Origin of the sequence: Streptomyces sp. NBC_01506 (genome assembly GCF_045040295.1) — a bacterium.
In the GTDB taxonomy this organism is placed as follows: domain Bacteria; phylum Actinomycetota; class Actinomycetes; order Streptomycetales; family Streptomycetaceae; genus Streptomyces.
Genome location: NZ_CP109422.1, coordinates 6,355,605 through 6,370,881, shown reverse-complemented (window position 1 = coordinate 6,370,881; position 15,277 = coordinate 6,355,605). Strand labels below are relative to the sequence as shown.

The 15,277-nt window shown below is 71.8% G+C and carries 12 protein-coding genes; 7 read left to right on the top strand and 5 right to left on the bottom strand.

Annotated elements, in window-relative coordinates; genetic code table 11:
- Window positions 1-139: 139 nt before the first annotated feature.
- From OG329_RS28330 to OG329_RS28320, 3 genes are all read right to left on the bottom strand, one after another.
- Window positions 140-1,825, bottom strand: coding sequence for a thiamine pyrophosphate-binding protein (locus tag OG329_RS28330; RefSeq protein WP_405799167.1), 1,686 nt, complete (start codon window positions 1,823-1,825; stop codon window positions 140-142).
- Window positions 1,822-2,835, bottom strand: coding sequence for an agmatinase (speB, locus tag OG329_RS28325; RefSeq protein WP_405799166.1), 1,014 nt, complete (start codon window positions 2,833-2,835; stop codon window positions 1,822-1,824). The genes OG329_RS28330 and speB overlap by 4 nt, the downstream gene beginning before the upstream one ends.
- Before the next feature lie 133 nt (window positions 2,836-2,968).
- Window positions 2,969-4,495 carry a sodium:solute symporter gene (locus tag OG329_RS28320; RefSeq protein ID WP_405799164.1) on the bottom strand — a complete coding sequence of 509 codons (1,527 nt, stop codon included), beginning with the start codon at window positions 4,493-4,495 and terminating at the stop codon, window positions 2,969-2,971.
- Between the two features lie 127 nt (window positions 4,496-4,622).
- On the opposite strand from OG329_RS28320, the gene OG329_RS28315 reads away from it, so the two are divergent.
- The 3 genes from OG329_RS28315 (at window position 4,623) to OG329_RS28305 (ending at window position 8,339) form a co-directional block, all read left to right on the top strand.
- On the top strand, window positions 4,623-6,134 hold the full coding sequence (locus OG329_RS28315) for a PucR family transcriptional regulator (RefSeq protein WP_405799162.1): 1,512 nt from the start codon (window positions 4,623-4,625) through the stop codon (window positions 6,132-6,134).
- Window positions 6,135-6,276: 142 nt separating this feature from the next.
- Complete coding sequence (locus OG329_RS28310; RefSeq protein ID WP_405799160.1) at window positions 6,277-7,434, top strand: acyl-CoA dehydrogenase family protein; 1,158 nt, start codon at window positions 6,277-6,279, stop codon at window positions 7,432-7,434.
- 14 nt (window positions 7,435-7,448) lie between these two features.
- On the top strand, window positions 7,449-8,339 hold the full coding sequence (locus OG329_RS28305) for an acyl-CoA thioesterase (protein WP_405799158.1): 891 nt from the start codon (window positions 7,449-7,451) through the stop codon (window positions 8,337-8,339).
- Window positions 8,340-8,493: 154 nt separating this feature from the next.
- On the opposite strand, the gene OG329_RS28300 is transcribed toward OG329_RS28305, so the two are convergent.
- Window positions 8,494-9,282, bottom strand: coding sequence for a phosphatase (locus tag OG329_RS28300; RefSeq protein ID WP_405799157.1), 789 nt, complete (start codon window positions 9,280-9,282; stop codon window positions 8,494-8,496).
- Window positions 9,283-9,390: 108 nt separating this feature from the next.
- On the opposite strand from OG329_RS28300, the gene OG329_RS28295 reads away from it, so the two are divergent.
- Window positions 9,391-9,876, top strand: coding sequence for a peroxiredoxin (locus tag OG329_RS28295; protein ID WP_405799155.1), 486 nt, complete (start codon window positions 9,391-9,393; stop codon window positions 9,874-9,876).
- Between the two features lie 57 nt (window positions 9,877-9,933).
- Here the strand turns inward: OG329_RS28295 and OG329_RS28290 are convergent, their stop codons facing one another.
- Complete coding sequence (locus tag OG329_RS28290; protein ID WP_405799153.1) at window positions 9,934-10,554, bottom strand: TetR/AcrR family transcriptional regulator; 621 nt, start codon at window positions 10,552-10,554, stop codon at window positions 9,934-9,936.
- An 88-nt stretch (window positions 10,555-10,642) separates the two neighbouring features.
- Between OG329_RS28290 and OG329_RS28285 the strand changes: the two genes are divergently transcribed.
- The 3 genes from OG329_RS28285 (at window position 10,643) to OG329_RS28275 (ending at window position 15,277) form a co-directional block, all read left to right on the top strand.
- On the top strand, window positions 10,643-12,274 hold the full coding sequence (locus tag OG329_RS28285; protein ID WP_405799151.1) for a carboxyl transferase domain-containing protein: 1,632 nt from the start codon (window positions 10,643-10,645) through the stop codon (window positions 12,272-12,274).
- A 91-nt stretch (window positions 12,275-12,365) separates the two neighbouring features.
- Window positions 12,366-14,345 carry an acetyl-CoA carboxylase biotin carboxylase subunit gene (locus tag OG329_RS28280; protein ID WP_405802066.1) on the top strand — a complete coding sequence of 660 codons (1,980 nt, stop codon included), beginning with the start codon at window positions 12,366-12,368 and terminating at the stop codon, window positions 14,343-14,345.
- On the top strand, window positions 14,342-15,277 hold the full coding sequence (locus tag OG329_RS28275; protein WP_405799150.1) for a hydroxymethylglutaryl-CoA lyase: 936 nt from the start codon (window positions 14,342-14,344) through the stop codon (window positions 15,275-15,277). The genes OG329_RS28280 and OG329_RS28275 overlap by 4 nt, the downstream gene beginning before the upstream one ends.

Below are 15,277 nucleotides of genomic sequence, written 5' to 3'. Positions count from 1 at the left end.
CCGCAACAAATACCCGCCGTTGGTCGCAGGTGCTCGTCGCAGGGACCAGGACTGGTCGTAGGTCTGATGACCGGGTCGGCGCGGTCCCATCACGCGGCAGGCGGCAGGCGGCAGGCGGCAGGTGCGTGCGTCGGGCCCGTTACTCCACCGGCAGGTGCGTCGGGGCGAACAGCTTCAGCAGGGCCGGGAGCACCACCACCGACGGGCCGGGGGCCGCCAGTGCCTTGGACAGGTCCTCGCGCAGCGCCTCGGGGGTCGTACGGACGGCGGGCACCGAGAAGGACTCGGCGAGCGCGACGAAGTCCGGGCGGGCCAGCTCGGTGCCGGTGGTCTCGCCGAAGGCGTCCGTCATGTACTCGCGCAGGATGCCGTAGCCCCCGTCGTCCACGATCAGCCAGGTGACGGGAAGGTCGTACTGCCGAGCCGTGGCCAGCTCGGCGATCGAGTACATCGCGCCGCCGTCGCCGGAGACGGCCAGGACTGGTTTCGTACGGTCGGCCGCCGCCGCGCCCAGGGCCGCCGGGAAGCCGTAGCCGAGACCCCCGGCGCCCTGGCCGGAGTGCATCGGGCCCGGCCAGGCGGACCAGGCCCAGTAGGCGAGGATCGTCATGTCCCAGAAGCTGGGCGAGGTGGCGGGCAGTGCTTGTCTTACGGAGGCGAGCACCCGCTGTTCCAGTGCCAGGTCCTGGGCGTCGATCCGCGTCCGTACCTTCGCCAGCACCGTACGGACCTCGTCCCGCGCGGACTCGGCGCCCTCGCGGCCGGTGACGGATTCCAGCAGCGCGGACAGGGCCTCCCGCGCGTCCGCGTGGATGCCGAGCGCCGGGAGGTTGGACTCCAGCTTGCCGAGGTCGGCCTCGATCTGGATCAGCCGGCCGCGCGGGCGGAACGTGTAGTAGTTGGAGGACAGTTCGCCGAGCCCGGAGCCGACGACGAGCACGACGTCGGCGTCCTGAAGGAAGTCGGTGGTGTGCCGGTCCTCCAGCCAGGACTGGAGCGACAGGGGGTGCTCCCAGGGGAACGCGCCCTTGCCACCGAAGGTGGTGACGACGGGGGCGGCCAGCTTCTCGGCGAGGGCCCGCAGCTTTCCGGCGGCGTCCGCCCGTACGACCCCGCCGCCCGCGATGATCACGGGGCGCTCCGCGTGGGACAGGGCGTGCGCCGCCACGGCGATCAGCTCCGGGCGCGGCAGCAGTTCGCGCGGGGTGGCGTCGACGGCGGTGACGAGCGGCAGGGTCGTCTCCTTGAGGAGGACGTCCTGCGGGATCTCGACCCAGACGGGTCCGTGGGGCGCGGTGAGCGCGGACTCCCAGGCCGCCGCGATCGCGGACGGGATCTGGGAGGCCGTACGGACCAGGTGGACGGACTTGACGATGTCGCGGAACGACGCCTGCTGGTCGCGCAGTTCGTGGAGGTAGCCGTGCCGGCCGCCGCCGAGGCCCGCCGACGGGATCTGGCTGGAGATCGCGAGCACGGGCGAGGACGCCGCCGCGGCCTCCTGAAGCGCGGCGAGCGAGGTCAGCGCGCCCGGCCCGGTGGACAGCAGCAGGGGCGCGACCTCGCCGGTGACGCGGCCGTAGGCGTCGGCGGCGAATCCGGCGTTGTTCTCGACGCGCAGCCCGACGTAGGCCAGGTCGGAGCGGCGCAGGGCGTCGAACATGCCCAGCGCGTGCTGGCCGGGCAGTCCGAAGACGGTGGTGGCGCCGAGGCCGTGCAGGGTCTCCACGACGAGGTCGCCGCCGTTGCGTCCGGCGGGCGGGTTCAGGGCCCGCGCGGTCTGCTCGGGGGTGTAGCGGGGGATCTCGTGGTGGTGGTCGTGTGTCACTTCGCGCGGACCTCCGCGATCTGGCGGGACATGATCGTCGTCAGTTCGTACGCCGTGTGGGAGGCGGCGACGGACGTGATCTCCGCGTGGTCGTACGCCGGGGCGACTTCGACCACGTCGGCCGACACGAGGTGGCAGGAGGCCAGGCCCCGGAGGATTTCGAGCAGTTCGCGGGAGGTGAGCCCGCCGGCCTCGGGCGTGCCGGTGCCGGGGGCGTGGGCCGGGTCGAGCACGTCGATGTCGATGGAGATGTACAGCGGGCGGTCCCCGACGCGCTGCCGGAGCTGGTCGGCGACCTCGTCCACGCCGCGCCGCATGACGTCGGCGGAGGTGACGATGCCGAAGCCCATCCGGTGGTCGTCGTCCAGGTCCTTCTTGCCGTAGAGCGGCCCGCGTGTGCCGACGTGGGACAGCGCCTCCGTGTCGAGGATGCCTTCCTCGACGGCGCGGCGGAACGGGGTGCCGTGGGTGTACTCGGCGCCGAAGTAGGTGTCCCAGGTGTCCAGGTGCGCGTCGAAGTGGAGCAGCGCGACCGGGCCGTGCTTCTTGGCGACGGCGCGCAGCAGGGGCAGCGCGATCGTGTGGTCGCCGCCGAGGGTCATCAGGCGGGCGCCGGTGGCGAGCAGTCCGTCGGCCGCCGCCTCGATCGTGTCGACCGCCTCGTTGATGTTGAACGGGTTGGCGGCGATGTCACCGGCGTCGGCGACCTGCGCGAGCGCGAACGGCGACGCCTCCTGGGCGGGGTTGTACGGGCGCAGCAGCCGGGACGCCTCGCGGATCGCGTTGCCGCCGAAGCGGGCGCCTGGCCGGTAGGACACCCCGCTGTCGAACGGCACTCCGACGACGGCGACGTCGGCGGCCCCGACCTCGTCCAGCCTGGGGAGGCGGGCGAAAGTGGCGGGCCCCGCGAACCGGGGCACGCGGGAGGAGTCGACGGGCCCGCGCGGGCCGCGTTCCGGGCTCTGGGCCGCCCCGGCTTCGGGGGTGTGGGGTCCTGCTGCGCTGCTCATGCTGGTGGAGCCCTTTCGTGGTGCGTGTTCGTATCCAGCATGCCCCCGCCCACCGACAGCGCTCACAGCGGCGCTGCCGCTGGGCGGGTTGCCGGGCGTGCGGGGCATGCGGGGCATGCGGGGCATGCGGGGCTCAGCTTGTGCTTCCGGCCGGGAGGGACGGTTCCCGGGGACCGTCCCCGGCCCCGCCGCTCTCGTCCGCGCCCTCGCCCGCGAGGCGGGCGCGCCACGCGGCCAGCACGGCCGCGTCCGTGGGCTTGGTCGCCAGGCTGACGACGAGGTAGACCGCCAGCGAGGCGAGCAGCCCGTAGTAGATGGGCTCGTTGGCCAGGATGCCGTACGCCGACATCAGGGCGATCACGGTCAGTCCGCCCACGACCATCGCGGCGAGCGCGCCCTGCACGGTGCCGCGCTTCCACAGGAGGCCGCCGAGGATGGGCACCAGCAGGCCGCCGACGAGCAGGTTGTACGCGACGGTCAGGGCGCCGACGACGTCGTTGAGGGCGATGGCGATGCAGATGACGGCGAGGCCCATGACCAGGATGAATGCGCGGTTGTCCCGCACCTCGTCCCGCTCCCGCACCTCGTCCCGCTCCCCCACCGCGTCCGCCCGCCCCTCGCGCCGCCCGACCAGTTCCCGCAGCCGCGCCCAGATGTCGTTGTTGGCGACGGTGGCGCAGGCGATCAGCGCGCCCGAGGACGTCGACATCACGGCGGCGAGGGCGGCGGCCAGCACCAGTCCCCGTACGCCCGGCGGGAGTTCGTCCTTGACGATGGTGGCGAACGCGTCGTCGGCGCTCGGCAGCTTGGGGTAGAGGACCTTGGCCGCGGTACCGATGACGGCTCCGGCGATCGCGTAGAGGAGGCAGTAGGTACCGGCGACGGTGCCGCCCCAGCGGGCGGTGGTGTCGCTGCGCGCGGTGAACACGCGCTGCCAGATGTCCTGTCCGATCAGCATGCCGAAGGTATAGATCAGCACATAGGTGAAGATCGTCTCGCCGCCGATGCCCAGCGGGTCGAAGTACTCCGTAGGAAGCTTCGCCTTCATCTCGCTGAAGCCGCCCGCCTTGACGACGGCGATGGGCAGCAGGAGCAGCAGCACACCGATCGTCTTGACGACGAACTGCACCATGTCCGTGAGCGTGATCGACCACATGCCGCCGAGCGCCGAGTACGCGACGACGATCGCGCCGCCCAGGATGATGGCGACGGTGCGGTGCATGTCGAACAGGACGTCGAAGATCGTGGCGTACGCGATGGTCGAGGTGACCGCGAGCATCAGGGTGTAGCCCCACATCACCAGTCCGGAGATGATGCCGGCGCGTCCTCCGTACCGAAGGTCGAGCATCTCGGAGACGGTGTAGACCTTCAGCCGGGCGATGCGGGCGGAGAAGAACACCGACAGGGCCAGCAGTCCGAGGCCGATGGTGAAGACCATCCAGGCGCCGGAGAGACCGTACTGGTAGCCGAGGCCGACGCCGCCGATGGTGGAGGCGCCGCCGAGCACGATGGCGGCCATCGTGCCGGAGTACATCCAGGGGCTGAGCCGGCGGCCCGCCACCAGGAACTCGCTCTTGGACTTGGCGCGGCGCATGCCCCACCAGCCCATGGCGAGCATGCCGGCGAGATAGACGGCGATCACCGCGTAGTCCACAGCCATGGGGCTTCCTCCTGCTCCTGGTCAACTCCGGGGTGCTGCCTTGTGCGAGTCGACGGTAGGTGGCCGGAAAGGAACGCTGAAGTGTACGTTTCATCCATCCTTCTCCCTGCCGATGGATGGACCATCCATGCCGGAACTCTCCGCTCCGCCCACCCCGCCGGTCTCGCTGGCCGCACTGCTCGCGGACGACACGCTCGGCCTGCGCCTGATCGCGGGTCTGCCGGACGCTCCTACGGAGGGCGTCGCCGTCCACTGGGTGCACACCTCGGAGATGGCCGACCCGTACCCGTATCTGCTCGGCGGTGAGCTGCTGCTGACGGCGGGCGTGCAGCTCACGGACGCGCACGCCGACACGTATGTAAGAAGGGTCGTCGAGGCGGGCGCGGCGGCGCTCGGCTTCGGGGTCGCGCCGGTGTACGACACGGTCCCGGACAGCCTGGTCGAGGCGTGCGGCCGGCACGGGCTGCCGCTGCTGGAGATCCCCCGGCGCACCCCGTTCACCACCGTGGCGCGCGGGGTGTGGCGGCTGATGGCCGAGGCCCGCCACCGCGAGCTGCGCCGGGTCACCGAGGCCCAGCAGGGGCTCGCGGCTGCCGCCGCCCGTCCCGACCCGGTCCCGGCGGTGCTGCGCCAGCTCGCGGTACGGCTCGGTGGACGCGCGGTGCTGTTCGCCCCGGACGGCGCGGAGTTGCACGCCACGGGCCGCGACCCGGCGCCGGGATCCCGTACGGCGCTGGCCCGGCTGGCGCGCGTGGTGAACCCCCCGGGCGGAGCCCCCGCGCCCAGAGGATCCGCGTCCGCCTCCACGTCCGCCTCCGTGCCCGCCTCCGCGCCCGCCTCCGCCACCGACACCGTCGGGGACGCCCGTCTGGCCGCCTACGCGCTGGGCGGCGGCCAGGGCCTCGTCCTGGGCGTCGCCGCCGGGGGCCGGGAGGCCGGGGACCACACCGTCACAGGCATGGCCGTCGTCCTGCTGTCGCTGCTCACGGCGCCGCACCAGGGCGCGGCGGAGGCCGCGCGCTCGGCGGCGCTCGTACGGCTGCTGCTGGGCGCCACGCCCGCCGAGGCGGCGCCGCTGCTCGGCCCGGGGCCCTGGACGGTCGTGCACGCGCACGGCGGCGACACACCCTTCGCCGCGTCCGCGCTGGCGGCGGCGCTCGGCAGCGCGCTGGCCGACACGGACGGCACCACCGTCCGCGTCCTCACCGACCGCCCGGTCACCGCGCAGCCCGGCTGGACGCTCGGAGCGAGCGCCCCCGTCACCCCCGTCGACGCCGCCGCCCTGGCCGAGGCCGACACCCACGCGCGGCGCGCCCTGCGCCGCGCGGAGGCCACCCGCGCCGACGTCGTACGCCACCGTGAGCCCGGCCCCGACGCCCTCACCGCGCTCGTGCCTCCTGAAGAGGCCGCCGCCCACGCCCGCGCCCGGCTGGCCCCGATCACCGGCTCACCCGCGCTGACCGAGACGCTGCGCACCTGGCTGTCGCTGCACGGCAGTTGGGACCGTACGGCGGTGGCCCTGGCCGTCCACCGCAACACGGTGCGCCAGCGCATCGCCCGCTGCGCGGCGCTGCTGGACGCGGACCTGGACGAGGCGGACGTCCGGATGGACCTCTGGTTCGCGCTGCGCCGGCTGTGATGCCGCCGACATCCCCTCTGTCTGGACACCCGTGCGAACCGCCGGGTAACTTTGACTGAGCAAGCGCTTAGCCAGTGCCCTTGGAGCATGCTCGAAGCGTGCGCCCGCAGCGCGTTCGACAGGTCGATACAGGAGGCTTCACGTGCGCCGTACGGTGTTCAACGAGGACCACGAGGCGTTCCGGGAGACCCTGCGCGCCTTCATCGAGGCCGAGGTCGTCCCCGTCTACGACGAGTGGTACGCGGCGGGCCTGGTGCCCCGCGAGTTCTACTACAAGCTCGGCGAGTTGGGCATCTTCGGTATCGAGGTGCCCGAGGAGTACGGCGGCGCGGGCGAGGAGTCCTTCAAGTTCCAGGCGATCGTCTCCGAGGAGTGCGCCCGCGCGGGCGTCTCCTTCGGAGGTTCCAGCGTGCATGTCGCGCTCTGTCTGCCGTATGTGAAGGCGTACGCCACCGAGGAGCAGAAGAAGCGGTGGCTGCCCGGCTTCGTGACCGGCGAGACCATGTACGCCATCGCGATGACCGAGCCCGGCACCGGCTCCGACCTCGCGGGCATGAAGACCACGGCCAAGCTCTCCGCCGACGGCACGCACTACGTCCTCAACGGCGCGAAGACCTTCATCACCGGCGGCGTGCACGCCGACCGCGTCATCGTCTGCGCCCGCACCGCCCCGCCGAGCCCCGAGGACCGCAGGCACGGCATCTCGCTCTTCGTCGTGGACACCAGGTCCGAGGGGTACGCGGTGGGCCGCAAGCTCGACAAACTGGGCCTGAAGTCCTCGGACACCGCCGAACTGTCCTTCAGCGACGTCAAGGTGCCCGTCGACGACCTGCTCGGCGAGGAGAACAAGGGCTTCTCCTACCTCGGCCAGAATCTGCCGCAGGAGCGCCTGGGCATCGCCTTCGGCGCGTACGCGCAGGCGTCGGCCGCCATCCGGTTCGCCCAGCAGTACGTGCAGGACCGCACGGTCTTCGGCAAGACCGTCGCCTCCTTCCAGAACACCAAGTTCGAACTGGCCGCCTGCAAGGCCGAGGTCGACGCCGCCGAGGCGGTCTGCGACCGCGCCCTCGAAGCGCATGACGCGGGCGAGCTGTCCGCCGCCGAGGCCGCGTCGGCGAAGCTGTTCTGTACGGAGGTCGCGCACCGGGTGATCGACAAGTGCCTCCAACTGCACGGCGGCTACGGCTATATGAACGAGTACCCGATCGCCCGTCTGTACGCGGACAACCGCGTCAACCGCATCTACGGCGGCACCAGCGAGGTCATGAAGATGATCATCGCCAAGTCCATGGGCCTGTAAGAACGATCGCCGCCATGAACGCACTTCAGTCGCTTGTCGATCTGCTCGACCTGGAGCGGATCGACCAGGACATCTTCCGGGGTCTGAGCCGCCCGGCGGCGATCCCCCGTGTCTACGGAGGGCAGGTCGCCGCGCAGGCCCTGGTGGCCGCCGGCCGTACCGTCCCCGCCGACCGCCCGGCCCACTCCCTGCACTCGTACTTCCTGCGGGCGGGCGATCCGGGCGCGCCGATCGTCTACACGGTCGACCGCATCCGCGACGGCCGGTCCTTCACCACGCGCCGGGTCGTGGCCGTCCAGCACGGCCGGCCGATCTTCCATCTGTCGGCGTCCTTCCAGACGTACGAGGAGGGCCTGGAGCACCAGGCGGAGATGCCGCCGGCGCCGGACCCCGAAAGCCTGCCGCCGGCCGAGGAGTTGCTGCCCCGCTACGCGGACCGGTTCGCCGACCCGTCCGTGGCGCAGCGGCTGCTTCAGGCGCGGGCGGCGGTGGATCTGCGCTACGTGGACGCCCCGCCGTACGCCACGGCCGGGGAGCCGCGCGAGGCCCGCTCCCAGGTGTGGTTCCGCACGGCCGGCACGCTCGCGGACGACCCGCTGCTGCACGTCTGCATGGCGACGTACGTCTCCGACATGACGTTGCTGGACTCGGTGCTGCTCGCGCACGGCAGAGGCGGCTGGGCGACCGGTGACATCGTCGGGGCGAGTCTGGATCACGCGATGTGGTTCCACCGTCCCTTCCGCGCGGACGAGTGGCTGCTGTACGACCAGACGTCGCCGTCCGCGTCAGGCGGCCGTGGGCTCGGCCAGGCGCGCATCTACACGAAGGACGGGCGGCTGGCGATCTCGGTGATCCAGGAAGGCGTCATGCGCGTGCCCAGGGAGTCCGGGACGGGGCGCGACTGAGCCCGGCCGCTGTTCTTCAGCGCCGGGCTGCTGTGCTGCCTTGGTGCTGCCTTGGTGCCGCTCGGGGAATCTGGTGCGGGATCTCGTGCGGGTCTTGTGCGGGGTCTCGTACGCCGCTGCCGGGGGTGGTGCGCGGCGTCCGTCCCGTCCGGCCTCAGACGGTGTTCGTGAGGCCCGCCGCGTTCAGCAGGTACTCCGTCATGGGGTCGTAGAAGCGCGGGTCCGTCACATGGTCGTCCAGCGGGACCGTCACCTGGAGGGTGCCCTCCGCCTCGCCGATGAACAGGGCCGGGTCGTTGCAGTCCGCGTACCCGATGGAGTCGAGCCCCCGCGCGCCCGCGCAGCCCGCCCAGCCGTGGTCGGCGAGCACCAGGTCCGGCTGTGGTCTGCCGTCGCGCTCCAGACCGTCCAGGATGGCCCGCATCGGCTCCGGCGAGTGGGTGTGCCACAGCGTCGCGCCGCGCTCCAGCATCGCGACTCCAGCGAACTGGAAGACCATGCCCTCGTCGGCCATGAGCCCCCCGGGAATCCGGATAATCTCGCAGCCCGCCAGCCGCAGCGCGTCCGCCGTCTGCCGGTGCACGTCCAGCAGCCCGCCGGGGTGGCCGGTGGCGAACAGCACCCGCTCGCGGCCCGCCGCCGCCTTGCGCAGCCGCGCCGCCATCCGCTCCAGGGCGTCGACGGTCAGCTCGGGATCGATGGTGTCCTGGCCGTGCCGGTGCTCCGGATCGTCGCTGACACCGCACCGTTCGGCCATCACGGCGAGCACGTCCTGCTCGTCGGTCCAGCGGTCGCCGAGCTCCAGGCCCAGCCAGAAATGGCGGTCGCCGTTGGCGAGCTTGCGATAGTGGGAGAGGTTGTTGTCCCTGGGAGTGGCCACGTCTCCGGCGATACGCGTGCGGACGAGGTGGTCGACGAGAGCTTCGCGGCTGGGTATCGGCATGAGCCCATTGTGCCGTCAGGTGTCCGCGCGGTGCCGCTCGTCCCGGTGACTGGACGCTGACCGCACCTACCGCACTTACCGCACACCCGAACCAGCGAGGAGCTTCTTGTGGCAGCATCACCCGGCCTTGGCCGTCCGGTGGAGGACTTCGCCCTGCCCGGCGGAGTCCTGGACGCGGACGGCACCTTCGTACGGAGGGAGTACCGGCTCGAGGAGCACCGGGGCCGTCCGCTGGTCCTGGCCTTCTACCCCGGTGACGACACCAGCGTCTGCACCAAGCAGTTGTGCTCGTACTCCAGCGGCCTGGAGACGTTCACCGAGCTGGGGGCCGAGGTCTGGGGCATCAGTCCGCAGGACGTCGACAGCCACGAGGCGTTCGCCCGTAAGTACAGCCTGCGGATCCCGCTGCTCGCCGATACCGGCCGGACGGTGGCGCGGGCGTTCGGGATCGCCGCACCGGGGATCGGGCTGCGCCGCGCGGTCTTCCTGATCGCGCCGGACGGCACGCTGCACTGGAAACATGTGGCGCTGCTCGGCGCGACCTTCCAGCCGGTGGAGACGCTGGCCAGGGAGCTGGCCACGCTGAAGGACTAAGGACTGAGGACCAAGGGCTAAGGGCTAAGGGCCAAGGGCTGAAGGACCAAGGGCTGGTCAGCTCCGGCGCGTCGCGCCGTCCTCCTCCTCACCGAGGGCGGCGAACGCGCCGTGCGCCAAGCGGCGCAGGAGCGTTTCCGCGACCGCGCGCCGGGGTGTGCCGCGGCCGGTGGGGCTCAGGTGCGGGGTGGAGTTCAGCAGGCCGAAGACGGCGTGCACGGCGCCGCGCGCGACCGGCTCGGGAAGCTCCTGGTGGATCTCGCGGACGACGCCGACCCACAGCTCCACGTACTGCCGCTGGAGCTGCCGTACGAGCTTGCGGTCGCTGTCGCGCAGCCGGTCCAGCTCGCGGTCGTGCAGCGTGATCAGCGGGCGGTCGTCCAGGGCGAAATCGATATGGCCGTCGATCAGCGAGGCGAGCTGGGCCGCCGGGTCGCCGGCGACGGCCGCCACCCGCTTCCTGCCGCCGTCGAGGAGCCGGCCGCTGATGCCGACGAGCAGTTCGGCGAGCATCGCGTCCTTGCCCGCGAAATGGCGGTACAGGCCGGGTCCGCTGATGCCGACGGCCGCCCCTATCTCGTCGACGCCCACGCCGTGGAAGCCGCGCTCGGCGAAAAGCCTGGCGGCCTCGTTGAGGATCTGCTCGCGGCGGGTCGGTGCCGCGGTCCTGGTGCTCATGGAGAACCATTCTAGACAGGACGGTTAGCGGTCGTTAACCTGAGAGGGATACGTTAACGCTCATTAACCGTGCGAGGGAGCTCGACCGATGCAGCAGGCACCCGTGCTGGCGAGCGCCGCGGACCCGGCGTCCGAGTCCTGGCGCGCCAACGAGGCGGCGCATCTGGAGCTCTCCGACGCGCTGCGCGCCCGGCTCGCCGCCGCCCGGCTCGGCGGCGGCGAGAGGTCCCGCGCCCGGCACGTGGCGCGCGGGAAGCTGCTGCCCCGCGACCGGGTGGACACCCTGCTGGACCCGGGCTCGCCCTTCCTGGAGCTGGCCCCGCTGGCGGCGGAGGATATGTACGGCGGCCAGGCGCCGGCGGCCGGGGTGATCGCCGGGATCGGCCGCGTCGGCGGCCGTGAGGTGGTCGTGGTCGCCAATGACGCCACGGTCAAGGGCGGGACGTACTACCCGATGACGGTGAAGAAGCATCTGCGCGCCCAGGAGGTCGCGCTGGAGAACAGGCTGCCGTGCGTCTATCTCGTGGACTCGGGCGGCGCCTTCCTGCCGATGCAGGACGAGGTCTTCCCCGACCGTGACCACTTCGGCCGGATCTTCTACAACCAGGCGCGGATGTCCGGCGCCGGTATCCCCCAGATCGCGGCCGTCCTCGGCTCCTGCACGGCGGGCGGCGCGTATGTGCCCGCGATGAGCGACGAGGCCGTGATCGTCCGCGGCCAGGGCACGATCTTCCTGGGCGGCCCGCCTCTGGTGAAGGCGGCGACCGGCGAGGTCGTCACCGCCGAGGAGCTGGGCGGCGGCGAGGTCCATTCCCGTACGTCGGGGGTCACCGACCATCTCGCCGAGGACGACGCGAACGCGCTGCGGATCGTGCGCACGATCGTCTCGACACTCCCCGGGCGCGGCCCGCTTCCCTGGAAGGTCGAGCCGGCGCAGGAGCCGAAGGTCGACCCGGCGGGGCTGTACGGGGCGGTGCCGGTCGACTCGCGCACGCCGTACGACGTCCGCGAGGTCATCGCCCGGCTGGTGGACGGCTCGCGGTTCGCGGAGTTCAAGTCCGAGTTCGGTACGACGCTGGTGACGGGCTTCGCCCGGATCCACGGCCACCCGGTGGGAATCGTCGCCAACAACGGCATCCTGTTCTCCGAATCGGCCCAGAAGGGCGCGCACTTCATCGAGCTGTGCGACCAGCGCGGTATCCCGCTGCTCTTCCTCCAGAACATCTCGGGATTCATGGTCGGCAAGGCGTACGAGGCGGGTGGCATCGCCAAGCACGGCGCGAAGATGGTGACGGCCGTGGCGTGCACGCGCGTGCCGAAGCTCACGGTCGTGGTCGGCGGTTCGTACGGCGCGGGGAACTACTCGATGTGCGGCCGGGCCTACTCCCCCCGCTTCCTGTGGATGTGGCCCAACGCCAAGATCTCGGTCATGGGCGGCGAGCAGGCCGCCTCGGTGCTGGCGACGGTCAAGCGCGACCAGATCGAGGGGCGTGGCGAGCACTGGCCGGCGGCGGAGGAGGAGGCGTTCAAGGACCCGGTGCGCGCGCAGTACGAGACACAGGGCAACGCCTATTACGCGACGGCGCGGCTCTGGGACGACGGGGTGATCGACCCGCTTGAGACCCGTCAGGTGGTGGGTCTGGCGCTGACGGCCTGCGCCAACGCCCCGCTTCCCCAGAAGGACAGCACCGCCCCCGGCTTCGGCGTCTTCCGGATGTGAGTGACAGATGACCACCAGCACCACCACGACGAGCACGACCAGCACGACCAGCACGACCACCCGGCCCGTGACCACCCGGCCGGCGACCGGCATGTTCGACACGGTCCTCGTCGCGAACCGCGGCGAGATCGCGGTGCGCGTCATCCGTACGCTGCGGGCGCTCGGTATCCGTTCCGTCGCGGTCTTCAGCGACGCGGACGCCGATGCCCGGCATGTACGTGAGGCGGACACCGCCGTGCGGATCGGCCCGGCGCCCGCCTCCGAGAGCTATCTCGCGAGCGACCGGCTGCTGGAGGCCGCGGCCCGTACCGGCGCGCAGGCGGTCCACCCCGGCTACGGCTTCCTCGCGGAGAACGCGGCCTTCGCGCAGGCGTGCGCGGACGCCGGACTGGTCTTCATCGGCCCGACCGCCGACGCCATCGCGCTGATGGGCGACAAGATCCGCGCCAAACAGACCGTGTCGGCGGCCGGTGTCCCGGTGGTGCCGGGCTCCTCCGGCAGCGGTCTGACCGACGACCAACTGGCCGACGCGGCCAGGGAGATCGGGATGCCGGTGCTGCTCAAGCCGTCGGCGGGCGGCGGCGGCAAGGGCATGCGGCTCACCCGTGTGGAGTCGGCGCTGCGCGACGAGATCGCGGCGGCCCGCCGCGAGGCCCGCGCGTCCTTCGGCGACGACACGCTGCTGGTCGAGCGGTGGATCGACCGGCCGCGCCACATCGAGATCCAGGTGCTGGCCGACGCGCACGGCAACGTGGTGCATCTCGGCGAGCGCGAGTGCTCGTTGCAGCGCCGCCACCAGAAGATCATCGAGGAGGCGCCGTCCGTCCTGCTGGACGACGAGACGCGCGCGGCGATGGGCGAGGCGGCGGTGCGGGCGGCGCGCTCCTGCGGCTACCGGGGCGCGGGGACGGTGGAGTTCATCGTGCCGGGCGACGACCCGGCCGCGTACTTCTTCATGGAGATGAACACCCGCCTCCAGGTGGAGCATCCCGTCACCGAGCTGGTTACCGGTCTGGATCTGGTCGAGTGGCAGTTGCGCGTCGCCGCCGGTGAACGGCTCTCCTTCACCCAGGAGGACATCACCCTCACCGGGCACGCGATCGAGGCCCGGATCTGCGCGGAGGACCCCGCGCGCGGGTTCCTGCCGTCGGGCGGCCGGGTGCTGTCGCTGCGCGAGCCGCAGGGCGACGGTGTGCGCACCGACTCGGGTCTGAGCGAGGGCACGGAGGTCGGGAGCCTGTACGACCCGATGCTGTCGAAGGTGATCGTGCACGCCCCGGACCGCGCGACGGCGCTGCGCAGGCTCCGCGCGGCCCTGGCGCGGACGGTGACGCTGGGCGTCCCGACGAACGCCGGCTTCCTACGGAGGCTGCTGGCCCATCCCGCCGTGGTGGCGGGTGAGCTGGACACGGGCCTGGTGGAGCGGGACGTGGACTCGCTGGTGCCCACACAGGTGCCGCCGGAGGTGTACGAAGCGGCGGCGGCGGTACGGGAGTCGGCCCTGGCCCCCGCCCCGAGCCCCGCCACCGGCTGGATCGACCCCTTCTCCGTACCGAACGGCTGGCGGATGGGGGCCGCGCCCGTCCCCGTCACCCACCATCTGCGCGTGGCGGGACATGAACCCGTCACTCACCAACTGCTCGGCACCGGCCCGTCGCACGTGGAGCCCGGCCGGGTGACCGTCACGGTGGACGGGATGACGCACACCTTCCACCGCGCGGACGACTGGCTCGGCAGGGACGGCGACAGTTGGCACGTACAGGACCACGACCCGGTGGAGGCGGCGCTGCTCGGCGCTTCGGGCGCGGGCGGCGTCGACGCGCTCACGGCCCCGATGCCCGGCACGGTCACGGTCGTGAAGGTGGCGGTCGGGGACGAAGTGGTCGTGGGCCAGGGCCTGTTGGTGGTCGAGGCGATGAAGATGGAGCACGTGATCTCGGCCCCGCACGCCGGCACGGTCACGGAGCTGGATGTGCGGGCGGGTTCCACCGTCGCGATGGACCAGGTGCTGGCGGTCGTCACCCCGGTCGCCGTCGCCGAGGCTCCTACGGCTCCCGAGGAGGCGAAATGACGCTCCCCATGACCGTCATGGACGAGGGCCTGCCGTCCCGGATCCGTATCCACGAGGTGGGCGCGCGCGACGGCCTCCAGAACGAGTCGGCGATCGTCCCGACCGAGATCAAGGCGGAGTTCATCCACCGCCTCGCCGCCGCCGGGCTCACCACCATCGAGGCGACCAGCTTCGTCCACCCCGACTGGGTGCCCCAACTGGCCGACGCCGAGCGGCTGTTCCCGATGCTGGATGACCTTCAGGACGTACGGCTGCCCGTCCTCGTACCGAACGAGCGCGGACTCGACCGCGCGCTGGCCCTCGGTGTCCGCCAGGTGGCCGTCTTCGCCAGCGCGACCGAGTCCTTCGCCAAGGCCAATCTCAACCGGACGCTGGACGAGTCGCTGGCCATGTTCGAGCCGGTCGTCTCCCGCGCCCGCGAGGCACGGCTCCATGTCCGCGGCTATCTGTCGATGTGCTTCGGCGACCCGTGGGAGGGTCCCGTCCCCGTCGACCAGGTCGCCAGGGTCGTCAGGAATCTCGTCGACATGGGATGCGACGAGGTGAGCCTCGGCGACACGATCGGCGTGGCCACCCCCGGCCATGTGCAGAGCCTGCTCGCCACGCTCATCGAGGAGGGCGTGCATGTCTCGAAGGTCGGGGTGCACTTCCACGACACGTACGGCCAGGCACTGGCCAACACCTTCGCCGCGCTCCAGCACGGGGTGACCACCGTCGACGCGTCGGCGGGCGGCCTGGGCGGCTGCCCGTTCGCCAAGAGCGCCACCGGCAATCTCGCCACCGAAGACCTCCTGTGGATGCTGCAAGGTCTCGGGATCCATACCGGGGTCGATCTCGGCCTTCTCACCGCCACCAGCGTGTGGATGGCCGAACAGTTGGGGCGGCCCAGCCCCTCCCGCACCGTCAGCGCCCTCTCCCACAAGGAGTCCTAG